This window comes from Flavobacterium humidisoli, from assembly GCF_023272795.1.
Classification (GTDB): Bacteria; Bacteroidota; Bacteroidia; order Flavobacteriales; family Flavobacteriaceae; genus Flavobacterium; species Flavobacterium humidisoli.
In genome coordinates, this window is record NZ_CP096829.1 from 3,158,369 (window position 1) to 3,184,615 (window position 26,247).

Annotated in this window: 23 protein-coding genes; 15 read left to right on the forward strand and 8 right to left on the reverse strand. The window is 33.4% G+C overall.

The window, feature by feature from the left end:
• The first annotated feature begins 54 nt into the window (after window positions 1-54).
• Complete coding sequence (locus M0M44_RS13500) at window positions 55-1,833, forward strand: ABC transporter ATP-binding protein (protein WP_248726116.1); 1,779 nt, start codon at window positions 55-57, stop codon at window positions 1,831-1,833.
• Here the strand turns inward: M0M44_RS13500 and M0M44_RS13505 are convergent.
• Complete coding sequence (locus tag M0M44_RS13505) at window positions 1,814-2,194, reverse strand: ribosomal maturation YjgA family protein (protein ID WP_248726117.1); 381 nt, start codon at window positions 2,192-2,194, stop codon at window positions 1,814-1,816. The two genes, M0M44_RS13500 and M0M44_RS13505, sit on opposite strands and share 20 nt — an antisense overlap.
• A 303-nt stretch (window positions 2,195-2,497) precedes the next feature.
• Here M0M44_RS13505 and M0M44_RS13510 point away from each other — a divergent pair, with 303 nt between their 5' ends.
• The 3 genes from M0M44_RS13510 to M0M44_RS13520 all read left to right on the forward strand — a co-directional run bounded on the left by M0M44_RS13510 (window position 2,498) and on the right by M0M44_RS13520 (window position 4,787).
• A complete protein-coding gene (locus M0M44_RS13510; RefSeq protein WP_248726118.1) occupies window positions 2,498-3,676 on the forward strand; it encodes a glycoside hydrolase family 88 protein in 1,179 nt (392 codons plus the stop codon).
• Between the two features lie 6 nt (window positions 3,677-3,682).
• The gene (locus tag M0M44_RS13515) at window positions 3,683-4,090 is read left to right on the forward strand and encodes a hypothetical protein (RefSeq protein WP_248726119.1); all 408 of its coding nucleotides are present in this window, start codon (window positions 3,683-3,685) and stop codon (window positions 4,088-4,090) included.
• Window positions 4,091-4,355: 265 nt separating this feature from the next.
• Window positions 4,356-4,787: a hypothetical protein gene (locus tag M0M44_RS13520; protein WP_248726120.1), complete on the forward strand. Its 432-nt coding sequence runs from the start codon at window positions 4,356-4,358 to the stop codon at window positions 4,785-4,787.
• Window positions 4,788-4,837: 50 nt separating this feature from the next.
• On the opposite strand, the gene M0M44_RS13525 is transcribed toward M0M44_RS13520, so the two are convergent.
• Window positions 4,838-6,352 carry an FMN-binding glutamate synthase family protein gene (locus tag M0M44_RS13525; protein WP_248726121.1) on the reverse strand — a complete coding sequence of 505 codons (1,515 nt, stop codon included), beginning with the start codon at window positions 6,350-6,352 and terminating at the stop codon, window positions 4,838-4,840.
• 36 nt (window positions 6,353-6,388) lie between these two features.
• On the reverse strand, window positions 6,389-7,168 hold the full coding sequence (locus M0M44_RS13530) for an NYN domain-containing protein (protein WP_248726122.1): 780 nt from the start codon (window positions 7,166-7,168) through the stop codon (window positions 6,389-6,391).
• Window positions 7,169-7,368: 200 nt separating this feature from the next.
• On the opposite strand from M0M44_RS13530, the gene M0M44_RS13535 reads away from it, so the two are divergent.
• From M0M44_RS13535 to M0M44_RS13555, 5 genes are all read left to right on the forward strand, one after another.
• The gene (locus tag M0M44_RS13535) at window positions 7,369-7,818 is read left to right on the forward strand and encodes an RrF2 family transcriptional regulator (RefSeq protein WP_248726123.1); all 450 of its coding nucleotides are present in this window, start codon (window positions 7,369-7,371) and stop codon (window positions 7,816-7,818) included.
• A 21-nt stretch (window positions 7,819-7,839) separates the two neighbouring features.
• The gene (azu, locus tag M0M44_RS13540) at window positions 7,840-8,367 is read left to right on the forward strand and encodes an azurin (protein ID WP_248726124.1); all 528 of its coding nucleotides are present in this window, start codon (window positions 7,840-7,842) and stop codon (window positions 8,365-8,367) included.
• A 98-nt stretch (window positions 8,368-8,465) separates the two neighbouring features.
• Window positions 8,466-10,700, forward strand: coding sequence for a nitric-oxide reductase large subunit (locus tag M0M44_RS13545; RefSeq protein WP_248726125.1), 2,235 nt, complete (start codon window positions 8,466-8,468; stop codon window positions 10,698-10,700).
• 23 nt (window positions 10,701-10,723) lie between these two features.
• The gene (ric, locus tag M0M44_RS13550; protein ID WP_248726126.1) at window positions 10,724-11,455 is read left to right on the forward strand and encodes an iron-sulfur cluster repair di-iron protein; all 732 of its coding nucleotides are present in this window, start codon (window positions 10,724-10,726) and stop codon (window positions 11,453-11,455) included.
• 259 nt (window positions 11,456-11,714) lie between these two features.
• Complete coding sequence (locus M0M44_RS13555; protein ID WP_248726127.1) at window positions 11,715-12,857, forward strand: hypothetical protein; 1,143 nt, start codon at window positions 11,715-11,717, stop codon at window positions 12,855-12,857.
• A 265-nt stretch (window positions 12,858-13,122) separates the two neighbouring features.
• On the opposite strand, the gene M0M44_RS13560 is transcribed toward M0M44_RS13555, so the two are convergent.
• Genes M0M44_RS13560 through nirK form a run of 3 tightly spaced genes read right to left on the reverse strand, consistent with a single transcriptional unit; the run spans window position 13,123 to window position 15,983 of the window.
• Entirely contained in the window at window positions 13,123-13,725 is a 603-nt protein-coding gene (locus tag M0M44_RS13560) for an SCO family protein (RefSeq protein ID WP_248726128.1), read from the reverse strand.
• Between the two features lie 16 nt (window positions 13,726-13,741).
• Window positions 13,742-14,521, reverse strand: coding sequence for a formylglycine-generating enzyme family protein (locus M0M44_RS13565; protein WP_248726129.1), 780 nt, complete (start codon window positions 14,519-14,521; stop codon window positions 13,742-13,744).
• 16 nt (window positions 14,522-14,537) lie between these two features.
• Entirely contained in the window at window positions 14,538-15,983 is a 1,446-nt protein-coding gene (gene nirK, locus M0M44_RS13570; protein WP_248726130.1) for a copper-containing nitrite reductase, read from the reverse strand.
• Window positions 15,984-16,241: 258 nt separating this feature from the next.
• On the opposite strand from nirK, the gene capB reads away from it, so the two are divergent.
• Together capB and M0M44_RS13580 are read left to right on the forward strand one after the other, a co-directional pair.
• Window positions 16,242-17,501, forward strand: a complete 1,260-nt coding sequence (gene capB / locus M0M44_RS13575) for a cysteate-C-fatty acyltransferase (RefSeq protein ID WP_248726131.1) — start codon at window positions 16,242-16,244, stop codon at window positions 17,499-17,501.
• Window positions 17,502-17,625: 124 nt separating this feature from the next.
• Entirely contained in the window at window positions 17,626-18,114 is a 489-nt protein-coding gene (locus M0M44_RS13580; RefSeq protein ID WP_248726132.1) for a hypothetical protein, read from the forward strand.
• Window positions 18,115-18,237: 123 nt separating this feature from the next.
• Here the strand turns inward: M0M44_RS13580 and M0M44_RS13585 are convergent, their stop codons facing one another.
• A complete protein-coding gene (locus tag M0M44_RS13585) occupies window positions 18,238-19,356 on the reverse strand; it encodes a GTP cyclohydrolase (protein WP_248726133.1) in 1,119 nt (372 codons plus the stop codon).
• Between the two features lie 45 nt (window positions 19,357-19,401).
• The gene (locus M0M44_RS13590) at window positions 19,402-20,370 is read right to left on the reverse strand and encodes a transporter (protein WP_248726134.1); all 969 of its coding nucleotides are present in this window, start codon (window positions 20,368-20,370) and stop codon (window positions 19,402-19,404) included.
• 123 nt (window positions 20,371-20,493) lie between these two features.
• Between M0M44_RS13590 and M0M44_RS13595 the strand changes: the two genes are divergently transcribed.
• The 4 genes from M0M44_RS13595 to M0M44_RS13610 all read left to right on the forward strand — a co-directional run bounded on the left by M0M44_RS13595 (window position 20,494) and on the right by M0M44_RS13610 (window position 26,162).
• Window positions 20,494-20,787, forward strand: coding sequence for a DUF4834 family protein (locus M0M44_RS13595; protein ID WP_177210233.1), 294 nt, complete (start codon window positions 20,494-20,496; stop codon window positions 20,785-20,787).
• Window positions 20,788-20,836: 49 nt separating this feature from the next.
• The gene (locus tag M0M44_RS13600; RefSeq protein WP_248726135.1) at window positions 20,837-23,293 is read left to right on the forward strand and encodes a YfhO family protein; all 2,457 of its coding nucleotides are present in this window, start codon (window positions 20,837-20,839) and stop codon (window positions 23,291-23,293) included.
• 64 nt (window positions 23,294-23,357) lie between these two features.
• On the forward strand, window positions 23,358-24,647 hold the full coding sequence (locus M0M44_RS13605) for a glycosyltransferase family 4 protein (protein WP_248726136.1): 1,290 nt from the start codon (window positions 23,358-23,360) through the stop codon (window positions 24,645-24,647).
• 45 nt (window positions 24,648-24,692) lie between these two features.
• Window positions 24,693-26,162, forward strand: coding sequence for an oligosaccharide flippase family protein (locus M0M44_RS13610; protein ID WP_248726137.1), 1,470 nt, complete (start codon window positions 24,693-24,695; stop codon window positions 26,160-26,162).
• Window positions 26,163-26,247 lie beyond the last annotated feature (85 nt).

Consider the following 26,247-nt stretch of genomic DNA (forward strand, 5'->3'; position numbering starts at 1 on the left):
TTCAACACAAATTTAGAATTCTTATATTTGATATGTTAGCTAAAATTCAAATAAATGCAATTATCAGTACTTTATAAAAAAATCTTGCCTTTTGTAAAGCCTTATAGAAAAATGGTAATTGCAACTTTACTATTAACTTTTTTAGGCTCATTTGCAGCGCAGGTCAATGCTGTAATTTTAAAATATACTGTTGATACCATAAATAATTTGATGGTGGCACACGAACCTTTATCCAAAGGATTTCATTTGCTCGGAATTATTAGCATAGTGTTGCTAACTAAAGAATTGGTCAATTCAGTAGTTCAATTTGGGCAGAAATTCTATGGAGAAAAACTCCGTATCTTTATAACTCGTGATATCTCTCAAACCATAGTAGAAAAAATTCTGAGCTACCGAATGGAATTTTATACTTCTGACGAAAATGAAAGTGGAAAACTGCAGACTAGAATAGATGCCGGAATTAGCAGTTTAACCAGATTAGTTCAAAATTTCTTTATTGATATTCTCCCTCTGTTTGCAAATGCTTTTGTGGCTTTGGTAATTATGTTTTATGCCAATATGTATGTGGGTTTGGTAAGTTTGTGCATTATCCCGATTTATTTTTATATCAGTCAATTGCAAGCAACGAGATTGAGCGGATTCAGAAGAAGAATGCGAAATTATCGGGAAACTAAAAACAACGGAATCATTAGTTTAATTGAATCGATTACGGTAATTAAGTCCTTTGTGCGAGAATCTACAGAAGCCGATCGTCATGAAAAGATACAATTTGAAATGACCGAAAATCAGCTTCAAACGAGAAAAACCAGTTTTATTTTTGAAAGTGTTAAAAGTTTTGTAGAGCAGATAGGAGTAGTCATTATAATTATTCTGACAGCTTATTTCGTTTTGAATAATAAAATGACGATTGGAGCCATCATGTTTCATATAATGCTGTTTAATAATGTTTCGTCGCCAATAAGACAATTGCATCGTATTTATGATGAAGTAAATGACGCTTTGATTTATTCGGAAGGTTTCTTTGATATTTTAGAAGCAGAAAAGGAAGTGGAAACCAGTGGTAATTATATTCCAGAAAAAATTGTTGGCTTAATAGAAGTGAAAAATGTAGATTTTGTATATCCAAATGGAACTCAAGCGCTTTATGATATAAATTTTACGGTAAAGCCAAATGAAACCACTGCTTTGGTCGGATTAAGCGGAGCTGGAAAAAGTACCGTTATTAATTTACTGGATAAATTTTACTTGCCTTCTTCTGGTCAGATATTTTTGGATGGAGTTGATTTGGTTGAATATAATACAGATTTTCTGCGTAAAAATATTGGTTTGGTGCTTCAGAAAAATCATATTTTTAAAGGTACCATTGCAGAAAATATTTTATATGGAAAACCTGAAGCTTCAAAAGATGAAGTTATAGAAGCAGCAAAGCAAGCCTATATTCATGAGCAGGTTGTCCAGCTTCCAAAAGGTTACGATTCTGATGCACATTTGCTTTCCGGCGGGCAGCAGCAGCGAATTGCGATTGCAAGACTTTTTCTTAAGAATCCGCCAATCATTTTCCTCGATGAGCCAACAGCAAGTTTGGATGCCATTGCAACAGAACAAATTAAAAAGTCTTTGGATGCCATAAAAAAAGATCGAACTGTAATTATTATATCGCACAGTATTTCGCAGATTATTGACGCTTCTAATATTATCGTTTTAGAAAAGGGAAGATGTGTCGAAAAAGGAACTCATGACGAATTATATGATAATAAAGGAACGTATCATCAGATATTTATGGCGATGGCGAACAGCTTGAATATTGAAAAAATCACGCAGACTTTTGATTGAGGTATTTAAAAATGATTTTTTCTGCTGCCAAAGAAACGGTTATTCCAAAAGTATAAGCTAGAATATCCGACCATAAAAATCCCTGTCCCAAAACGTATCTTCCAAACAATGTTTTTCTAAGTTCTATAATCCATTCTGCCTGATACAATTGCAGAAATTCAATTCCGTAGCAAATCAAAAGTGAAATAAGTGCTATTAAAAATGCTTTTTTGAATGGAAGAAATACTCGAACCAAAAAATAAATCATAACAGCATATAGAAAATCTCCTATCCATAATGGTATAAAAGAGATTTTTCTGGAAAGGATTCCAAGGAAAATAATGCTGAGGAAAATTATGAAGTAATAGATTCTGGATTTCAAGTTTAGTAATGTTTAGTTAGGAGCAAATTTATATTTTTTTTAGCTAAAACGGATTGGTTTTTGTCATTCAGAGGAACGAGGAATCGCACGAGAAATTCCGCAAAGGAATGAGTCAATCTTAGTAGATTCGCTAGTGTGATTCTTAGTTCCTCAGAATGACAAACTGTTCTGGTTACTTTGTGTTTTTGGTTAACAAAGTATCTAATAGTACATTTTTAGGGAACGAAAAATACAAAACCCAAATTGATTAAGTTTATTTCATAAATTTATCAGTTCAATTAATTTACTATCAAAAATAACCACATGAATTCAAAATTTTTTCCTCTGATTTTATCTTTGTTTCTTTTTGTAAATCAAAGCTATTCTCAAAAAGACAATTCATTTAACATTAAAAAGCAATTGGATTATTGCGCAGAACAGGCTTCAAAAACCTTAAAAGTGATTCCGAATGACGGGACTTCTCCAAGAACAGTTCCGAACGGAAGCAAAGAATGGAAGTTTGTTGATTACAAAGACTGGACAAGCGGATTCTGGCCTGGCGAATTATGGTTTTTATATGAGGCTACAAAAGACAAAAAATGGGAAAAAGAGGCTGATAAATTCACCCGTTTTTTAACGCCTTTATCAGTCAATAAAGCTGCTGATCACGATTTAGGGTTTCAGGTCTTTAATAGTTTTGGAAATGGATACAGATTGACCAAAAATCCCGAGTATAAACAAATTATATTGAAAACAGCCGATACGCTGGCGACACTTTTTAATCCGAAAGTAGGAACAATCCAATCTTGGCCGCATAATAAAATGGGAGGTCATAATACCATCATCGATAATATGATGAATTTGGAACTACTGTTTTGGGCTTCAAAAAATGGAGGAAATAAAAAACTTTATGATATTGCTGTTAAACACGCAGAAACTACAATGGCCAATCATTTTAGGCCAGACAACACTTCTTATCATGTTGTAATTTATGATTTTGAAACTGGGAAAAAGATAAAAGGCAGAACCGCTCAGGGATATAGTGATGAAAGTATGTGGGCTCGCGGGCAGGCTTGGGCGATTTACGGTTTTACAATGACTTACAGAGAAACAAAAGACGTTAAGTTTTTAGATTTTGCCCATAAATTGGCACGTGTTTATTTAGATAAATTAACCACAGAAGATCTGGTTCCGTATTGGGATTTTAATGCGCCCAATATTCCAAACGAACCTCGAGATGCTTCTGCAGCAGCAATTGTTTCTTCGGCGCTTTTAGAATTAAGTTCGTACACAAAAGACAAGAATTTAAAAGCTGAATATTTAACAAAAGCTAAAAAGATGATTGTGTCACTTTCGGACCATTATCAGAGTCAGGATGTAAATTCTGCATTTTTATTGCATTCAACTGGGCATAAACCTGGAGGAAGCGAAATAGATTGTTCTATAAATTACGCAGATTATTACTATCTTGAGGCATTATTAAGACTTCAAAAACTAAAATAGAAAATTATGCTAAAGAAAATAAGCCAAATTGCCTTTGCAATAATGATGGTGCTAACACTTGCAAGCTGTAAAAACACCAAACAGAAACTTCAAGAGTATGTTGTTACGTACAACAAAAATATTGCTCCAAGTTTTAGAGCTGAAAATGTAACACTTACAACTGCAAGAGGTTATATTAATGACAATAAAATTGAATTGCGATTTGAAACTGGCTTAGACCAAAATGAAGGCAATAAATTAGCTTCTTCCATATCATTTGTAAAGTTGATAAGATCGATGATTGAAAAAGATCAGATTCCAAGACAATTAATAGAAGAGGGAGTTCAATTTGATGTTTACTTTTTAGCAAATGATAATACTGTTTTAGATAAGGAGGTACTTACAGGAGAATCTCTTAAATATATTTTGAAATAAAAGATTAAGTTTTATAGAAAAAAGATCATTTTGATTCTTACATATTAAAAGTCTCTTTAAAATTTATTTAAAGAGACTTTTTTGTGTTTAGGCTGAAAAGTTAAGTGTAAAAGAAAAGTTTTAATTCTTACAAAAAATCACTTTTTTAGAGTATAACCAGTTTGTTATCAAAGAATTGTATACTCATTTTTTGTAATTGAATGTTGGTTTTATGTTATAAATTAATTATGTTTGAGTTAAAAAATAACTATTAAACCAAAAATTTATGAAAAAAATTACCCAAATCGCATTTGCACTAGCTTTTGCATTATTTTTAGTCAGCTGTAAAAATACCAAGCAGAAAATCCAGGAACATGTAAGTAATTACAACAATTCATCTTCTATAAAAGGTAGCGGTATTACCAGTACATCGGCAAAAGCTTTTCTAAATGACAATAAAATTGAAATTAGAATTGAAACCAATTTAGAGGAAAACGATGCAAATAAATTAGCCTACAAAGAATCTTTTCCAAGCCTATTAAAAGATATGATCAAGAATGATCAGATTTCGTCTTCTCTTATCGCTGAAGGCGTAAAGTTTGATGTATATTTTTTAGCTTATAATAATGCAATTTTAGCTCAAGAATTAGTAGATCAGGAAGAATTGGCAGTTTTAGAAGGAACGGCAAGCCCAAATAAAGAAACGGCAAAATTATAATCTAAATTATATGTATAAAAAAAATCCTCTTCAAATGAAGAGGATTTTTTTTATGAGAATTGAGTAACATTTTTCAAGTTGTCTGGAAAATAGAGTTCTGATAAATTGGTAAACTCATCTCCTCGCATAAAAATGTTGATGTCAACATCTGCAAATGACGTTTTTCCGGCTGCAGCCAAAAGTTCATTTGTAGCATGAAGCGTGTTTTTATGAAAATGATACACTCTTTCAGATTTATCTGTAACAACCAGACCTTTCATTAGCATTTTGTTCTGCGTTGCCACTCCCGTTGGACATTCATTATTATGACAGCGTAAGGCTTGAATACAGCCTAATGAGAACATAAAACCTCTTGCGCTGTTACACATATCTGCACCAAGTGCGATTGCGTGTAAAATAGAATATCCAGAAATGATCTTTCCGCTTCCAATAATGCGCATTTTATCACGAATACCTAAACGTACTAAAGTTTTGTTCACAAAAATTAAAGCAGGTTCAAAAGGCATTCCGACACCATCTGCAAATTCAAGCGGAGCAGCTCCAGTTCCGCCCTCTGCACCATCAACAGTTATGAAATCAGGGTAAGTATCTTCGTTTATCATCTCTTGGCAGATAGCTTCAAATTCGGCTGTATTACCAATACATAATTTAAATCCGATTGGTTTTCCATTAGATAAATCACGTAATTGTTTAATAAACTGAATTAATCCATTGGCATCAGAAAAAGCATGATGGCCTGGAGGGGAAAGAATCATAGTATGTGGTACAACGCCTCTAATTTTAGCAATTTGCTCTGTATTTTTAGCCGCAGGCAATACACCTCCGTGACCTGGTTTTGCACCTTGAGAAATTTTAATCTCAATCATTTTTACATTTGGAAGATTTGCTTTTTCAGAAAAGTTTTCAGGGCTGAAATTTCCTTCTGCGTCACGACACCCAAAATATCCTGTGCCAATCTGCCAGGTAATATCACCGCCGCCCGCAAGATGAAATTCTGTTAATCCTCCTTCTCCTGTATTTTGGTAGAAATTTCCTTTTTTAGCACCAATATTTATGGCACGAACTGCATGCTCGCTCAAAGAGCCAAAACTCATAGCAGAAACATTAAATAAAGAAGCCGAATAAGGCTGTTTACAATCTTTTCCTCCAACTAAAACGCGCGGTAATTCTTCGTTTACTTTAGCAGGGAAAATAGAATGTTTGATTCCTTCATAACTTTCTGTATTTAAGTTCAATTGGGTTCCAAATGGAGTGCTCGAATCAATGTTTTTGGCTCTTTGATAAACCAAAGAACGCTGATTTCTAGAAAAAGGTTTTCCGTCGGTAGATCTTTCAATAAAATATTGTTGAATCTCAGGCGCAATCATTTCAAACAGATATCTGAAATAACCCAAAACGGGAAAGTTTCTTAAAATAGCATGTTTTTCTTGAGAGGCATTGTAAGCACCAACAATTAGTAAAAGTGGGATAATAAATACAAGTAAATAGCCTCGTCCAGTGTAATAATAAATTGCGGCAACAATTAGAAACAATAAGAATCCGTAAATAAAGAATTTTTTTCTCATGTTTTTAAAAAATTAAATAGGTAATAAATGCGATAATTAGTTGAATCTTAAACGTACATAAACGTGTTTGATTCCTTTTTTGTCTGACTCTCTTTCGTCGATTTCCAAAATATCAGTTAATGACTTAAGCATTGGCGTTAGTTTAGAAAAGCCATAATTTCGAGGGTCAAATTCGGGTTTTTTCTTCACAATTAGATTTCCGACATCTCCTAAAAATGCCCAGCCATCATCGTCTTCAATATCTTCGATGGTAGCTTCAATCAATTCAATAGTCTGTTTGTCAATTTTATGAAGTGCTTTTTCGGCAGGTTTTTCAATTGGTTTTTTGGTATCGGCAGTAGCTGATTTAGGTTTTTTCTTTTGAATGGCACCATCTAGAACCTCAATATAAATAAATCGATCGCAGGCTACAATAAACGAACTCGGTGTTTTCTTTTCTCCTATACCAATTACTTTCATGCCAGATTCTCGAAGCCGAATGGCAAGGCGTGTAAAATCGCTATCACTGGAAACAATGCAGAATCCATCCAATTTTCCAGAGTACAGTAAATCCATTGCGTCAATAATTAAGGCAGAATCTGATGAATTTTTTCCAACCGTGTAACTATATTGCTGAATAGGGGTAATAGCATGTTCTAATAAAACACCTTTCCAGCCATTTGCATTAGGTTTTGTCCAGTCGGCATAAATCCTTTTTGTAGTGGGCGTTCCCAATTTTGCAATTTCTTCCATCATGCCTTTTACATTGCTGTATGGCACATTGTCTGCATCAATAAGAACTGCCAGTTTTAAGTCTTTTGAATTGCTTAAAGGCATTTGTTAAATATTTAAAATTTAATACTCTCAAAGTTAAAATTAAAATTCGTTTTTATAAGAATTGAATGATGAATATGTGTAATTATTAGTACTAATTAGTTTCATTATAAATAATGATTAGTACATGGAAAATTAATTAAAGATAAATTTGTCTTTTATATAAAACATTTTTATCTTTGTCAAGAATTAATTAAGGATGTATGTTTTCAAAAGCGTGTGAATACGGAATAAGGGCTTCAATATTTATTGCAACCAAATCTTCTAAAGGGATTAGAGTTGGAATAAAAGACGTCGCGAAAGAGATTGATTCGCCAGAACCATTTACAGCCAAGATTATGCAGATTTTAACCAAAAATGGCATAATTAATTCGACAAAAGGAGTTGGAGGCGGATTTGAAGTTTCGCCAGAGGCATCAAAAAAAATAAAGTTGATCCAGATTGTTGATGCCATTGATGGAAATAAAATTTACAGTGGTTGCGGAATTGGGTTAAAAGAATGTTCAGAAGAACACCCTTGCCCAGTTCATCACGAGTTCAAAAAAATAAGGGGTCTGCTTTTGGATATGCTTATTAATACAACTCTAGAACAGCTTGCTTCTGATGTGAAATCGGGAGATTTCTTCCTTAAAGCGACAAATACGAACAATTAAAAATTATTAAATATCTTAAAAATGAATACAAAAACCAAAATTTCAGTATTAATCCTAATGGGATTTTTAGCAGTTACTTCTTGTGGTAAAAAAGAAACAGCTCCAGCTGAATCAACAGAAACAACCGAAACGTCTACTGAAGGTGAACCAGCTCCAACAGCAGCTCCAACAGAAGAAAATGTATTGGTTGTTGAAGGAAATGACCAAATGCAGTTTAATACTAGTGAATTGAAGGCTGTTGCTGGAAAACCAATTAAATTGACTTTGAAACACGTTGGTAAAATTCCGAAAGAAGCAATGGGACACAACTTAGTGATTTTACAAGAAGGAACAGATCAAGCTGCTTTTGCTTTAAAAGCGAATGATGCTAAAGCAACTGATTATATTCCAGAATCTGAAAAAGCTTCAATTATTGCACACACTAAATTAATTGGTGGTGGAGAAGAAGATACAATCGAGTTTACAATTGATAAAAAAGGATCATACCCATTTATATGCTCTTTCCCTGGTCACGTAGCCATGATGAAAGGTGTATTAATTGTTGAGTAATAAACATAAGCTCCAAATGCTGTAAATAGGTTTGGAGTTTTTTTATAAACTAATAAAAGATAATTTTATCTTTTATTAATCAATTTTCCCCAAGAGAAATGAAAAGAGAAAAAAAATTATGGATAGTTTTTGCATTGGTAATGAGTATATCATTTGCCGTGCTAGGTTATTACGGTTACGAGATTTATCAGCAGGCACCGCCAGTTCCAAAAGAAATTGTAACCGATTCTGGAAAAATTGTTTTTAGCGAAAGCGAAATTAAAGACGGACAAAATATCTGGCAAAGTATAGGTGGCCAGGAAGTGGGATCTATCTGGGGACACGGCGCCTATGTGGCCCCAGACTGGACCGCAGATTGGCTTCATAGAGAGGCCGTTTTTATACTGGATATCTATGCTAAGAAAGATTTTAATCAAAAATATGAGGAATTAGATGCCGAAAAACAATCGGCGCTGAAAGTTCGTTTGCAGAAAGATGTAAGAACCAATCGATACAATCCTGAAACAGGTGTGCTTACTATTTCAGAAAACCGTTTAGCGGCAATTGAGTATTTAAGCGAATATTATAAAGGTCTTTTTACGAATGATCCTCAGTTTGATAAATTAAGAGAAGAATATGCGATTCCGAAAAATTCTATTACAGATGTTGAAAGAATGCATAAAATGAATGCCTTTTTCTTCTGGGCAACTTGGGCGACAGTTACGAATCGTCCTGATGTAGACATTTCATACACGCACAACTGGCCGTCAGATGAATTGGTTGGAAATACGGCTACCACCGAACTTTTGGCGTGGTCGGGAGTAAGTATTATTTTATTGATTTTAAGTGTTGGAATCTTAGTTTTCTATCATGCAAAATCTGGTGAAGAAGGAGAATTTCCGCTTCCAAAAGAAGATCCGATTATTAAGCAGGGAAAAACAAAATCAATGGGCTTGGTAACCAAATATTTCTGGATTGTGAGTTTGTTGATGGTTCTGCAAATGGTTTTCGGAATCATAACGGCGCATTACGGTGTCGAAGGAAATGGTTTGTATGGAATCCCGATTGATAAAATTCTGCCTTATGCTGTAACACGAACATGGCATACACAATTGGCCATTTTCTGGATTGCAACAGCTTGGCTGGCAACAGGACTATATATTGCTCCAGCAGTTTCGGGTAAAGACCCTAAATTTCAGTGTTTTGGGATAAACTTTTTGTTCGTCGCTTTACTAATCATTGTTTTAGGTTCAATGGCTGGGCAATGGTTCGGAGTAATGCAAAAACTGAATTTAGTTCAAAACTTCTGGTTCGGACATCAAGGTTATGAGTATGTTGATTTGGGGCGTTTCTGGCAGATTTTCCTTTTAGTGGGATTGTTCTTGTGGCTTGCTTTAATGATTCGTCCGCTGCTGCCAGTTTTAAAGAAAAAAACAGAAGAAAAAAACTTAATTATTTTGTTTTTAGTTTCTTGTACCGCAATTGCCATGTTTTACGGAGCAGGATTAATGTGGGGAAGACAAACCAATTTAGCAATTGCCGAATATTGGAGATGGTGGGTAGTTCACCTTTGGGTGGAAGGATTCTTTGAGGTATTTGCGACAGTTGTAATTGCGTTCTTGTTCGTTCGTCTGGGGTTATTAAAAACCAAAACGGCGACTTTAAATGTGCTTTTTGCAACCATTATTTTCATGTCTGGAGGTATTTTAGGAACATTCCATCATTTGTATTTCTCTGGAACGCCAACAGCAATCATGGCTTTGGGGGCAACATTCAGTGCTTTAGAAGTGGTTCCGCTGACTTTAATCGGATTTGAAGCATATCAAAACTATAAAATCTCAAAATCAACACAATGGATTGCCGATTATAAATGGCCAATTTATTTTATGATTTCTGTGGCATTTTGGAATTTCCTTGGCGCCGGAATCTTCGGATTCATTATTAATCCACCAATCGCACTTTATTATGTACAAGGCCTAAATACAACACCTTTGCACGGACATACCGCTTTGTTTGGAGTTTACGGAATGTTAGGAATTGGTCTGGTTTTATTTGTATTGAGAAGTTTATATCGAACTGTTAGCTGGAATAACAGACTGCTAAAAATAACTTTCTGGTCTTTAAATATTGGTTTATTTCTAATGGCAATATTGAGTTTACTTCCAATTGGAGTTTGGCAGGCAATTGAAAGCATCAACCACGGAATGTGGTATGCGCGTTCATCAGAATTAATGCAGCAGCCAGAAATGATTACACTGAAATGGCTTCGTGCTATTGGAGATTCAATCTTCGGAATCGGATTTATTACAATGGCTTGGTTTGTATTTGAACTGACATTAAAAAACAAAAAATAAAAACATATTTAAAATTGATTATCATGGAAAATTTAAAAAACAAAACAATAGGTTCTTTCGTGGCTGAAGATTTTAGAACAGCCGCAGTTTTCTCGAAATATAGAATTGATTTTTGCTGCAAAGGGGACAGAACAGTTACTGAAGTTTGCGATAAACAAAACATTGATGCCGATACTTTATTGGAAAATGTGCTGCAAGTGGTACAATCAGAAAACAGCGGAAGCATTGATTTTAATTCCTGGCCCTTAGATTTATTGGCAGATTATATTGAGAAAACACATCACCGGTATGTAGAAGAAAAAACAAACGTTTTGCTTCCGTTTTTAGATAAATTATGCAAAGTGCACGGTGCAAATCATCCAGAATTATTTAAAATAAACGAACTTTTTATTGGCTGTGCGGGTGAATTGTCTCAGCATATGAAAAAAGAAGAATTGGTCTTATTTCCTTTTGTAAAAAGAATGATAAAAACTAAAGATTCTGACGGAATTTTACAGCAACCTTCTTTCGGAACTGTTTCAAATCCGATTGCGATGATGATGCACGAGCACGATAATGAAGGCGAACGTTTTAGAGAAATTGCTGCGTTGACAGATAATTACACTCCGCCAGCAGATGCTTGTACAACTTACAGAGTGACTTTTGCAATGCTAAAAGAGTTTGAAGCAGATTTGCACAAACATATTCATTTGGAAAATAATATTTTATTTCCAAAAGCTGTGATTTTAGAAAAAGATTTTGTTGAAGTAGAATAAAAATCTTTAGCCACGAATTTCACGAATTACACTAATTTTTTCAATTTTAATTCAATTACACAAATTAAAAATTCGTGCAATTGAACTATTTTAGACAAAGAAAAGATTAGTGTAATTCGTGAAATTCGTGGCTAAAAAAATAATTCATTGATTGCATTTGCAAAATAAAATATTCGTTATGGATTCGCAAAAAAGTTGGATACTCTGCTGTTTTTTCAATTTTCTGATTGCGTGCGTTTTCGGATTGTTAATGCGTTTTATGTATCTCTTTCCTTTAGATTTTCTAAACTATAGTTTTCTGCTTCATGCACATTCACACGTTGCTATGTTAGGCTGGGTTTATTTGATCGTTTATTTTTTGGTTGTTCGTTTTTTTATTCCAAAAGAAAAAAGGCAGAAACCTATTTACAAGCGCTTATTTTGGCTAACAGAGTTTTCAGTAATCGGAATGATGATTGCTTTTCCAATTCAGGGTTATGCCTTGTTTTCCATTATTTTTTCGACCATGCATATTTTACTCAGTTATGTTTTCTGTCGTTTGGTTTGGAAAGATTGTTCTAAAGAAAAATCTCCCGCTGAAAGACTTTTACTAACTTCAATTTTGTTTATGATTTTATCGACTTTGGGAGTTTGGTGTCTTGGTCCAGCCGTGAGCACATTAGGAAAACAAAGCGCTTTTTATCAAATTGCGATTCAGTTTTTTCTTCATTTTCAATTTAATGGCTGGTTTATATTGGCAATTTTAGCTTTGTTTTTAAAACAATTTCCAGACAAAATAGATAAGGTAAAGTTTAAGAGATTTTATTTTTTAATGATTGTTTCTACATTACTTACAGTTTGTTTTCCAGTGCGTTGGTTTATCGGAAATGATATTTTGAGTTATATCAATGGCTTGGGAGTTTTAATTCAGTTGGTAGCTTTTATTCATTTTTATAAAATGCTAAAACCTCAAATTTGTCACTACAAAAGCACTTTAGATAAAACGACTAAAATCGTTTATGGTTTAGCTTTCTGCTCTTTAATTCTAAAAGTCGGAATTCAGTTGCTGACTATTTTCCCCAACTTGGCTGAGGTTTCTCATCAAATCCGAAATTTTGTAATCGGTTTTATTCATTTAACCACTTTAGGAATAATAACAGGGTTTTTGTTTGGGATTTTACTTCAAAATAAAATGCTTTCTGCCAATTCTTCAACATTAAAAATAGGAGTGAAGTGTTTTATTTTAGGATATATTTTGACAGAAGTTTTGCTATTTCTTCAAGGCTGGTTTTTCTTTTTTGGAGAAGCGAGCATTCCAGGGTATTTTCAAAGTATTTTGATCTTCAGTATTCTTTTGGTTTTGGGATTGGTTTTAATGATGAGTTCGATAATTAGGCGAAATTTATATTGTCATATCAAATAAGTCCCGGCGGGACGATATATTTATAGCAGAGGAATGACATATTGTAAAGCTTCGGAGAAGCGAAATATTTATAGAAAACGTTTGGCGAAGATAAAAAGCTCCAGCGGAGCGATATATTTATAGAATCAGATTAGAAATATAATTCGTTAACCTGATAAATATTTCGCTTCTCCGAAGCTTGACTTAGCTTTTATGTAAATAAAAAACAAGAGTCAATTTATTTCTAAAGTTGCTCTTGTTTCTACTAATTAACCTATTTAAATATCTATATTTTCCCTGCTTCCAGATTTATTGCTTCAATTGTTTTCTCATTGTTTACACCTAAACCTTCCTGCTGAAAAATTAATTCTCCTTCTGGATTAAAAACACTAATAATATTGGAATGCGAAAAATCTATTGGCGAAATTTTCTTGTAATTTACTGCTAAAACTGTTGCAAATTCACGAGTGTTTTCTTCAGTTGAACGAAGGAAAATCCAAGGATCTTGATTCATTTTATTTTCAATTGCAAACGACTTTAATCTTTCGGGCGTATCAGTATTTGGATCAATACTGACCAAAATCAATTTGACATGCTGTTTTGTCTTTTTCTCCAGTTTTGATTCTATATCCCGCATATCGGCAACTAATCTTGGGCAAGCCGATTTGCAACTGGTATAAATCATCACCATTACCAAAACATTTCCCCTAAGCGATTTTAATTCAATATCTTTTCCATCTTGCGTTGTCCATTGAGAAGGCAGATTGTAAATTGATAAATCACTGATTTCCTTTTTTGTTTCTGCTTTGTTTTCTGATTGGGTCTCTGCTTTTTTACAACCGTAAAACGACAATGTAAGAATCAAAAACGCAATTGTTATCTTTTTCATTTTTAAATATTTAAAATTAGATTTTCGGTTTTGTTGTGCTGGCACATCTAAATCCAAGATTTCGAGTCGAATACTGTGCTTTCAAGCTTCCTCTGAACGCATAACGCATAAATGCTGCATAATCCATTAAATCGGATGCATTTACAGATCCGCTTCCACAAAAGAGATTTTTATCAGTGCTTTTGTCTTTTCTAGATTCTCCTGATAAAAAGATGCTATTGAAATCAGAGGTCCATTCCCATACCAAACCATGCATGTCGTAAATTCCCCAATAATTTTTGAAAGTTTTTCCAATCTCATTTTCATACGTTCTCGATTTCTCATACCAAGACAAAATGTATTCGTTGAATTCTTTTTTGGTTCTGGCATCAATTTTTCTGGTGTCGGCCATTGCTACATATTCCCATTCATCCATTGTTGCTAATCGTTTTCCTTGGCATTCGCAGTACTTTTTTGCTGCAAACCAAGATACACTAGTAACGGGAGATTTCGGTTTTGCATTTCCAAAATCAAAATCAGTTACCCAATACGATAGATAGCTTTTATCAGCAAAAATCCCTTTAATTTTTGATTTTTGATAAGAAGGATTCTTTTTGACAAACTCTAAAAACTGACTATTCGTGACAGGATAAATGTCTATGTAAAAAGATTTTACTTGAACTGGATTTTTAGAAACAGCTCCATAAAGAGGGACATAAGATCCCTCTTTTATGAAAGCCATCCCTTTTTCCTGAGCCTTCATGACACTAACCGCAGAGAAAAAGAAAATTGTAAGTATGAAAATGTATTTTTTCATGCTATAAGTTTTGCTGTTATCTTAAAGCTTTTACCATTTCTGGTGTGACTTCTGTTTTGTTGTTACCCCAGCTATTATAAATGTAAGTTAATACATTTGCGATTTCGTCATCAGATAAATTCTGAGCAGGCATTACGTTGTTGTATTTTTTACCGTTCACTGTTACTTCTCCAGTCAAACCATGAAGAATTGTTTTAATTGCACGTTTAGAATCGGCATTTAAATAATCTGATTTTGCTAGAGGAGGAAAAGTACTCGGAATTCCTTGTCCTTCAGATTGATGGCAAGCGAAACAGGTTGTTCCAAAGATTTCTTTACCAATTTTAACTTTCTCTTCAACAGTACGTTTAGGAACTGTAACTTTTGCAGTTGGGTTTCCTGGCATTTTTTGGATTGTTCCACCCTCAGGCAAGTAAATACCTTCTTGAATTGTTCCTGAGTAAATGTTTTTATTTTCGTTTCCTTCAACTTTAAGCATTCCCAAAGCACCTTTATTAAATGCTCTAAAAATAGAGTGATCAACTAAAATAAAAGTTCCCGGAGTTTCTACTTTAAAATCTACAATTGCTGCACCGCCGGCAGGAATTAAAGTAGTTTGGACATTTTTATTTACAGTGCTTCCGCCTTCAACATGTACATTATCAAATATTTCACCAATAACATGGAAAGAAGAAACTAAATTCGGTCCGCCATTTCCAACAAACAAACGAACCGTTTCTCCCACTTTTGCTGTTAATTCACCTCCATTTGTTAAAGAACCTACTTTTCCATTAAATACCACATAATCGGGAGTTTCTTTAACCGCTTTATTCATATCAAACGGCTGAAGACCTTTTGCGCCATATTCGCCTTGAGTATAAAAATCACCCTGCATTACGTAGTACTCTTTATCAACAGGAGGAAGTCCGCCTTCTGGTTCAACCAAAATTAATCCGTACATACCATTTGCAATGTGCATACCCACTGGAGCTGTTGCACAGTGATAAACATAAAGCCCTGGATTAATTACTTTAAAACTGAATACTTTTTCATGTCCCGGAGCTACAAGAGATGAGGTTGCTCCACCACCAGGACCAGTTACGGCATGTAAATCGATATTGTGAGGTAATTTGTTGTCAGGATGGTTTTTTAAGTGAAATTCTACTTCATCACCAACACGGGTTCTGATAAAACTTCCCGGAACAGAACCTCCAAATGTCCAATACGTATATTTTACACCGTCAGTCATAGTGCCTTCTTGTTCTTTAATTTCCATGTTGAGTTTCAGTTTCATCGCTGTTCTGTTTCCAACTGGTTTAGGAACATGAGGAGGAGCTGTAAGTTCGGCATCCATTTCGCCTTCGGTCATAATATTTGCATATGCCTTGTCTTCATTTTTTTTGCAGCTTCCTAAAATTAGCAGCATAAATAACGAGCAGATAAGAAAGCTCGTTTTAATCCAGATTTTGTTAGTTCTTTTCATGATATATTTAGATTTAATTTTGTGTTAAATTTCTAAACAAAAATAAAAGACTTCTTTGTCCTTTATTATGATATAAATCATGTTTTTACATAATTACAGAGCTAAAGAGCTTTTTGGGGATTAAATAAATAGATGTAAAATCTTATATTTCATTTCTTGCAGAATATTTTTTAATAAAAATAATTGAGGCTCTTCATTTTAAATTAATAATGATTATTTTTGCTCGCTGATTAAGTAAAAAAAATTACTACATATATTATGGTAAAAGATTTATTCGAAAGAATTCAGGACAATAAAGGACCTTTAGGAAAATGGGCTTCTCAGGCAGAAGGTTATTATGTTTTCCCAAAGTTAGAAGGAGAGTTGGGTCCTAGAATGCAATTTCACGGAAAAAATATTTTAAACTGGAGTTTAAATGATTATTTAGGTTTAGCCAATCATCCAGAAGTTCGTCAGGCAGATACTGATGCAGCAATTCAATTTGGTGCAGCGTATCCGATGGGAGCTCGTATGATGTCTGGACATACTACGTACCACGAACAATTAGAGAATGAATTAGCAGAATTCGTAATGAAAGAATCTGCTTATTTATTAAATTTTGGTTACCAAGGAATGGTATCAATCATTGATGCTTTGGTTACTAAAAATGACATTATTGTTTATGATGTAGATTCACATGCATGTATCATTGATGGTGTTCGTTTGCATATGGGTAAACGTTTCACATACAAACACAATGATTTAGAAAGTATGGAGAAAAACCTGCAGCGTGCTACTAAAATGGCAGAAGAAACAGGCGGAGGTATTTTATTTATTACTGAAGGTGTTTTTGGAATGCGCGGACAGCAAGGAAAATTAAAAGAAATTGCTGAATTAAAGAAAAAATACAATTTCAGATTATTAGTAGATGATGCTCACGGTTTTGGTACTTTAGGTAAAACTGGTGCTGGAGCAGGTGAGGAGCAAGGAGTTCAAGATCAAATTGATGTTTACTTCTCTACTTTTGCAAAATCTATGGCTAACATTGGTGCTTTCGTAGCTGCTGATAAAACAGTTATTGATTATTTGAAATACAACTTACGTTCTCAAATGTTTGCTAAAGCATTACCGATGATTCAGACAATTGGTTCTTTAAAACGTCTAGAATTGTTGCGTAAATCTTCTGCGATTAAGGATAAACTTTGGGAAAACGTAAATGCATTGCAAAACGGTCTTAAAGAAAAAGGATTTAACATTGGAGATACCAATACTTGTATTACGCCAGTTTACTTAGAAGGAAGTATTCCGGAAGCAATGGTAATGGTAAACGATTTAAGAGAAAATTACGGTATATTCCTTTCTATTGTGGTTTATCCAGTTATTCCAAAAGGAATTATCTTATTGAGAATGATTCCTACAGCTTCTCACACATTAGCCGATATCGAAGAGACTTTGACAGCTTTTGAGGCAATTCGTGAGAAATTGACTAACGGAACTTATAAAGAAATTGCTGAACGTACAACTGTTGACGTTTCGTAAATCCTCATAAAAAATAGATTTTCTTAAGTGGGAATTATGTAAAAAAATCCATTCGTTCTACGAATGGATTTTTTTTTATTTGAGGTAACTTTATATTATAATCACAAAATAAAAATAAAGAATTATGAAAAAAGTACTAACACTAATAGCTGTACTTTCCTTGTCGGTTTTTGCTTCTTGTAAAAAAGAAACAACGACGATAGAGCCAGTACAAATTACACCAAGTCCGCCAAAAGAAGCTGAACTTGCAGAGCCTGCGGGAGATCAATGTTATGCTTGGCGATTTAACGGAAGCATTATAGAGATGAGTTTTAACGTTAATTCCCATCAGGAAGTAAACGGAAAGCTAAGCTATAATCTGGTTGGAAAAGATAAAAACGAGGGAACCTTAATCGGGAACATGAAAGGCGATACTTTAATTGCTGATTATACTTTTAATTCGGAAGGAGTTTCTTCTGTAAGAGAGGTTGCTTTTCTGCAAAAAGACGGAACTTTTATTGAAGGGTATGGCGATGTAGTAACCGCAAATAATAAGGTTTCTTTTAAAGATAAATCAAAACTGAAATTTGATGCAAAAAATACTTTGGTAAAAGTAGATTGTAAAGTAGAGTAATGATGTGTTTTATAAAAGTGAAAAATCCATTCGTTTGGGGGCGAATGGATTTTTTTTATGATTAATTACCAAGAACTATTTACTAAAACTAATCACTAAGGACTAATCACTAAAAAAGCTCTATTAAAGATTCTTCAAATAAGTCTTTCTCTGGCAGTGAATAGTTGGATCAAAGTTTTTCCAAAGTAAATGAATGGCATTGTTTTCTAATAACTCTGGAGTTCTAATGCAAGTTTGGATTCCTTTAGCAGAAAAAGTTTTGTAATATTCATCAAAAATAATAGCCGTTACGCCTTTATTTTGATATTCAGGATGAACTCCGATAAGATAGAAAACGACATCTTTGCTATGTTTTCTCGCTTTTAATAATTGCAGAAAGCCAAAAGGAAATAATTTTCCTCTTATTTTTTGCAAAGCTTCGACAAAACTTGGCATTACAATACTGAAAGCAACCAAATTATCGTCTTTATCCACTACAAATTTGATATACTCTGGATTAATAAAGCTGATGTATTTCTTTTTAAAATATTCTTTTTGAACATCAGAAATGGCTACAAACGAAGCTAGTTTTTCATAAGATTCGTTAAACAAATCAAACATTTTGTCTACGTGAGGCATAATGTCTTTTGTTTTGGTAAAATTAAGAGCCTTTAATCCGTAACGTTTCTTGATTAGCTCTTGCGCTTTTTGAAAGAATTCTGGTTTAACATTAGAAAAAGGAAATATACTTTCTATATATTGCTTTTCAACTTGAAAGCCCAATTCTTCAAAATGTCTTACATAATATTCATGATTATACCAGGTAATCATGGTTCCTACTTGATCAAAACCTTCGGTAAGCACTCCAACTTTATCTAAATTCGAAAATCCCATTGGACCTTCAGCATGCTCTAAGTTGTGTTTTCTTCCTAATTCATAAACTTTTTCAAGTAGTGCTTTCGTAACTTCAATATCATCAATTACATCAAACCATCCAAAACGAACTTTTCTTTTATGCTGATTATTAACTTCAGACCAATTGATAATGGCCGTAATACGTCCAACAATTTTATTATCTCTGTATGCTAGATAAAAATAAGCTTCAGCATTATCAAACGCAGGATTTTTGGTTTTATCAAAAGATTCCAATTCATCTGAAATAATAGGCGGTACCCAATACGGATTGTCCTTATATAATGAGAAAGGAAATTTAATGTATTCGGTTAATTCTTTCTTGCTTATGGCTTCTTTAATTGTAATCATTAGATGGTATTGAGAGTCCTTAAAAAGGATCTAGTTATTTATTTTTTATTCGTATTTAGCTTTACGTTTTCTTTCTTTTTCCTGATAATCAACTTTTTTCTCGTTGTCAGGATTCTTTTTAGCTCTATCTGCTGCTTTATTTTCAATTTGTTTTTCTTTGTACCATCCGTCATAACGCCATGATACCCCAACGCCTCCATATAAAATAGATGGAGTGTTTTTGAAATTTGTGCTTATAGAAGCATCAACCTGCATGTTTGACGAAAGAAGAAAAGCAGCACCTCCACGAAGAATTGAATCGCTGTAAAAGTCGCTTTTATGTCCCTGATTTTCAATAAAACCTGACCATCTGTCGTTAAACCCGTGCGTCAAAGTTAAGATATATCCGTAACTTGGATAGTCTGTACTGATATAATCTGCAAAAATATTGGTTACAAAAACCCAAGAGCCTCCTCCAAGAAGATTTTGTGTAATAATCGAAACTTTCGGCGAAATTTCGCCATCTGGAGAAAAATAGTACGGATTATTTGCTCCAACAAAATTAGCTCCAGCAAAAACCGAAACCGCTGGAATTAATTCGCGCCATTGAAAATTACGATTGGCTCTATAGCTGTAGATGTTTACTTCTCTCTTATAGTTTTTGTATGGATCATAAATAAGATATTTAGCTCCTAAAACCGTTTGTCTGAAATTATTCTTTTTGTAGCTAGTGTACGGAGTATCAAAGTTTTCTGTTTGATATTGTAAATCAACAATAAATTCTAATTGTTCTAAAAAAGCTCCATATCTTAGAGTTAAATCTGTGCCAAATCCGCTGGCATCATAATCTAATAAATCGTGTTTTTCTTTAATGCCATAAACACCAAGTTCAGCTTGAATCACAGATTTTCCGACAGCATATGCTGACATGGTTTCTCCGGGGCGGTTGGAATTAATAACATCAGTATATTGCGCAAAAAACAGTTGTGGAATAAAAAAAAGTACCGGGGCAAGTAAGTTTTTAATTTTGGACATATAATTTTTTTTGGATTAAAAAATAATAACGCATTTCAAATGTACATATTTTATTATTTATTTAAGATTCATATTTTATTTTTAAGGAATGGATTTATTAATTTTGGAAAAAAATATATAGTTATGCAAGAAGCATCATTTTCAGGTTTGTTTAAGACCATCATGTGGGTTATAGCTTTTTATTACATTTTTAAATTTTTAGCTAGAATCTTTTTGCCAGTATTGGTTAAAAAGGCGGTAGAAAATGCTAGTGAAAATTTTCAAAGACAGCAACAGCAGTATAATCAAAGCAATACGTATCAGAATAAACAATATACAAATAATAATGATGAAATAATCATTAATACCGCTAATGCTAAAAATCCGCGCGAGACCAAAAAAGTGGGAGAGTATGTTGATTACGAAGAAATAGATTAGATTTGTGTCCTGAAAATTTAGGATTCATTTTAACCCAAACTAGCCAAAATTGAAAATAGTAAATAAGTTCTATCCGCATGCCCTTGTCATCTTGGGCTTTATTTTTGTTTCGTTAATTTATTTTTATCCAGTTCTGCAAGGAAAACAAATCTTCCAGTCTGATATTGCTCAATATACCGGAATGGCAAAAGAGCAAAACGATTTTAGAGCAACGGAAAATGCTGAACCTTATTGGACAAACTCTGCTTTTGGAGGTATGCCAACCTATCAGCTTGGAGCAAATTATCCAAACGATTTTATTGGTAAAGTTGATGACGTACTGCGTTTTCTTCCACGTCCTGCAGATTACTTATTTTTATACTTCCTTGGTTTTTATGGCTTATTGTTGGTTTTAAAAACAGATCCTTTAAAAGCCTTTATAGGTTCAATTGCCTTTGGTTTTTCAACTTATATGATCATTATTTTAGGAGTGGGACATAACGCTAAAGCGCATGCTATTGCCTATATGCCTTTGGTAATTGCAGGGTTTATACTCGTCTTTCAGAAGAAATACATTAAGGGAGGTCTGCTCACCATGTTTGCCGTAGCACTAGAAATTAGTGCCAATCACTTCCAAATGACCTATTATTTATTGATTTTCTTATTGATACTTTCAGGTTATTTTGCTTTCAATTTTATCAAAGAAAAAGATTTTAAAGGACTTCTAATATCTTGTGGAGTTTTACTAGTTGCCGGAATTTTTGCTTTAGGAGCCAATGCAGGTAATTTAATGGCAACAAACGAGTATGCCAAATACAGTATTAGAGATAAGAGCGAGTTGACTTTTAATCCAGATGGATCTAAAAACGAAACGACTGCTTCTATGACTACAGATTATATTACAGAATATAGTTATGGTATTGCAGAAAGTTTAAATTTAATTGCACCGAGAATTTTTGGAGGTTCAAGTCACGAAAATGTGGGTACAGATAGCCGTATGTATACATTTATGTTGGAGCAAGGAGTTCCTGCATCTCAAGCTCAGGATTTTGTTTCTGGAATGCCTACGTATTGGGGAGATCAGCCAATCGTTTCTGCACCAGCTTATATTGGAGCTGTAGTTTTCTTTTTAGCAGTTTTAGCTTTGTTTATAGACGAAAGAAAAATCAAATATGTTTTCCTTACAGGAGCACTTTTTACTTTGGTGCTTTCTTGGGGAAAAAACTTCTCGTTATTGACAGACTTTTTTATAGAATATGTTCCTCTTTACGATAAATTTAGAGCGGTATCTTCAATTCAGGTTATTTTAGAATTATGTTTCCCTGTTTTAGCAGTTATGGGATTACAGTCATTCTTTAAAGCCAAAGATAAACCAAAATTACAACAGAAAGCATTAGTGCAAACAGGAGTTTTTGGTTTAGGAATACTTGTTATTTTATTGATAGCAAAAAGCTTTTTCCATTTTACAGGAACAAGCGATCAATATTTCTTAGAAAGTTACGGACCAGGTTTCGTTGATGCTTTAAAAGAAGACAGAATGACTATGTATTATGCAGATTTACTAAGATCTGGATTCTTAATTATAGTGACATTTGTAGTGCTTTGGATGTTTGTAAAGAATAAATTCTCTCAGACTACTACTTTAGTTGTAGTTGGATTAGTAATGATTTTTGATTTGTTCTTTGTAGATAAAAAATACGTTTCTGCCAAAGATTTTGTAAGTCCAGTTCAGATTGCAGCTCCTTTTCAAGAAACGCAGGCAGATTCTCAGATATTAAAAGATACTTCAGTTTATCGTGTGTTTGACCTTCAGGGACAATTACAAGGAAGATCTTCTTATTTCCATAAAACAATTGGAGGTTATAGTGCTGTAAGACCTAGAAGAATGCAGCAATTATATGATTATCAAATTGCAAAAAACAATCTTGAAGTGCTTAATATGTTGAATGTTAAGTATGTAATTCAAGTAGATAAGGACGGAAACCAAATTCCTGCTGTTAATCCAGATGCTAATGGAAATGCTTGGTTTGTAGGTGCAGTAAAACTGGTAAATAAACCAGATGATGTAATGAAAGCGTTAAATACTTTAGATACTAAAAAAGTAGCAGTTTTCAATGTTCATGAGCATGAAGGTAAATTTCCGAACGCTCGTTTAAAAAAGCCTTGGGATACAACTGGAACAATAAAAGTAGTAGAGTACAAACCAAATTATATCAAATACAAATCTGAAAATAACGGAGATGGTTTAGCTGTCTTCTCTGAAATGTATTATAAAAATGGATGGAATGCTTATATAGATGGCAAACTAACAGATCATTTCCCTGTTGATTATGTTTTAAGAGCAATGGAAATTCCTGCTGGAAAACATACTATTGAGTTTAAATTTGAGCCTCAGATTATCAAAACAGGAGGAACGATTACTTTGATTAGTTCAATTGGAATGTTGATTCTTTTAGCTGGAGGAATTTATTTTGAAAAATTCTATCGCAAAGATGCACAAAGAGATAACGGAGATACACAAAAATAATTTACAATCTTTGCAACACTTAGCGGATGCTTTGCGAATCTCTTTGGAACTGAATAAATCTTAAATGGAACAAAAAAAACTTTTAATAATTACCTATTACTTTCCGCCTGCGGGTGGGCCAGGGGTGCAACGTTGGCTGAAATTTGTAAAATATCTGCCAGAATTTGATGTTCAGCCTATAGTTTATGTTCCAGAAAATCCAACTTATCCAATTGTTGATGAAGGTTTGGTAAGTGAAATATCAGATAAAGTAATTGTTCTAAAAAATAAAATATGGGAGCCATATCAATTGGCTTCTATTTTTTCAAAAAATAAGACTAAGAAAATCAGTTCTGGGATTTTTCCGCAAAAGAAAAAACAGACTTTTTTAGATAAGACTTTTCTTTGGGGTCGTGGAAATCTTTTTATTCCAGATGCTCGAGTTTTTTGGGTAAAACCATCTGTTTCTTATTTAGAAAAATACATTCAAGAAAATAATATTGATACTATTGTAACTTCTGGACCGCCACACAGTTTGCATTTAATCGGTTTAGAATTGCAGCAAAAGTTAAAAGTGAAATGGTTTGCCGATTTTCGTGATCCTTGGACAACAATCGGATATCATAAAGCACTTCGTTTATCTTCTTACGCAGAAAAAAAGCATAAAAAATTAGAACGCAAAGTACTTAATTCAGCAGACGAAATTATTGTAACCAGTAAAACTACAAAAGCGGAATTTGAAGCTATTACCAATAAGCCTATTACCGTAATTACAAATGGTTATGATGTTGAAACTGTAGAAAAACAAACTTTAGATACTAAATTCACTTTAGCTCATATCGGTTCTTTTTTGTCTGATAGAAATCCGCCATTTTTATGGGAGGTATTGGTTGAATTACTGCAAGAGGTTCCAGAATTTAAATCTCATTTAGAAATAAAATTAATTGGAGCGGTAAGTCAGGAAGTTTTAGACGCTATTCAAGAACATCAATTAAATGATTATTTAAATTTAGTTGGCTACGTTTCCCATAAAGAAGCGGTTGCGCATCAAAGAAAATCTCAAGTTTTACTTTTAATAGAGATTAATTCTGAAGATACAAAAAGCATTATTCCTGGAAAATTATTCGAATATATGGTTTCAAACCGCCCGATAATTGCGATTGGACCGCAAGGTTCCGATTTTGCAGATATCGTAACACAGACCAATACTGGAGTATTTTTTGATTATTCTGAGAAAGCGAAATTAAAAAGTGTAATTTTGGACTTTTTTAATCAGTTTTTGGAAGGGAAATTACAATCGCATGGAATTGGTTTACAGCAATATTCAAGAAAAAATCTAACCAAACAATTGGCACAGCTGATTAGTAAATCATAGATTGTAAAAATCTAAAATCTAAAATCTAAATTCAGAAATCCAAACATGGGTATTGTCTTAAATCAGTCTTTTAAAAACACTATAATTACATACATTGGTTTTGGTATTGGAGCCATTAATACATTATATCTTTATCCCGTTTTTCTTGGGGCAACTTATTACGCATTAACCAATTACATTACTTCTGCCGCAAACGTAATTATGCCTTTGTTTGCAATCGGAATGCAGAATACGCTTGTGAAATTTTATTCGCAGTATGAAACCGAAGAAGAAAGAGAGCAGTTTTTGTCTTTCACAGCACTGTTTCCAATATTGATGTGTATTCCGTTAGGACTTATCGGAATCTTCTTCTATGACGATATAACCGATTTTGTTTCTAAAGAGAACCCGGTTGTTCGTGAGTTCATGCTTCTTATTCCGTTTATTGGAATCTGCATGGCCTATTTCGAGATATTTTACGCCTGGGCAAGAGTGCACATGCACTCTGTTTTTGGAAATTTTATCAAGGAGGTTGGTTTAAGATTGCTTTCTACATTTGCCTTGATCGGATTGTATTTCAACTGGATCAGTTTGGTTGAGTTTGTTTATGTAACGGCAGGTATTTACTTTCTGGCTTTTATTGTCACAATGTTTTATGCATTTTACATTAAAAAGCCGAATTTCCAGATTACAATACCAGAAAATGTAAAAAGTGTAATGGAGTATACTTTTTACATTATCTTGTCAGGAAGCGTTGCCAATTTGCTTCTGGATGGAGATAAGCTGATGCTGAATCAATACATGAAGATTGAAAATATTGCTTATTATTCAGTCGCTACTTATATCGCCTTGGTTATCTCAGTGCCGAGTCGCGCCATGCATCAGATTGTTTACCCGATTACAGCCAAATTAATGCATGAAAACAAACACGACGAATTAAATCAGCTATACAAAAAGACCTCAATTAACTTACAGATTGTCGGTGGATTTGTAATGCTGTGTATTTTTGTGAACATTCATCAATTGTATGAATTGGTTCCAAAAGAATACAGCGGAGGTATTTCAGTTGTATTTATGATTGGTCTTTCTAAGTATTTTGACTTGATTTTAGGAAATAATAACGCTATTATTTTTAATACCAAATATTACCGTATGGTATTGTATTTAGGGTTAATGCTTGTTGTGCTGACTGTAATTCTAAATATGATATTTATTCCTATTTTCGGGATTTTTGGTTCTGCTTTTGCAACACTTTTGTCTATTACTTTATATAGTTTGGCAAAACTGCTTTTTGTAGTGAAAAAACTTCATTTATACCCTTTTACCAAACAGACTATTCATTCGATACTCTTAACCTTTGCATTGTTTTTATTGTTTTATTTTTGGGAATTCCCATTTTTTCAATTAATTAGTATTGCTTTAAAATCGATATTAGTAACTATTTTATATCTGTATTTGAATTATAAGTTTAAGATTTCGCCAGATATCAATAATGTTATTGATTCACTTTTGAAAAAGATAGGAATTAAAATTTAATCTGATTTTTCTCTAAAAAAGAAAGTAATTTAAAAATCGTATCTTTTTTGTTTTTATATTTGTTAGAAAGGATAACTAATTTATT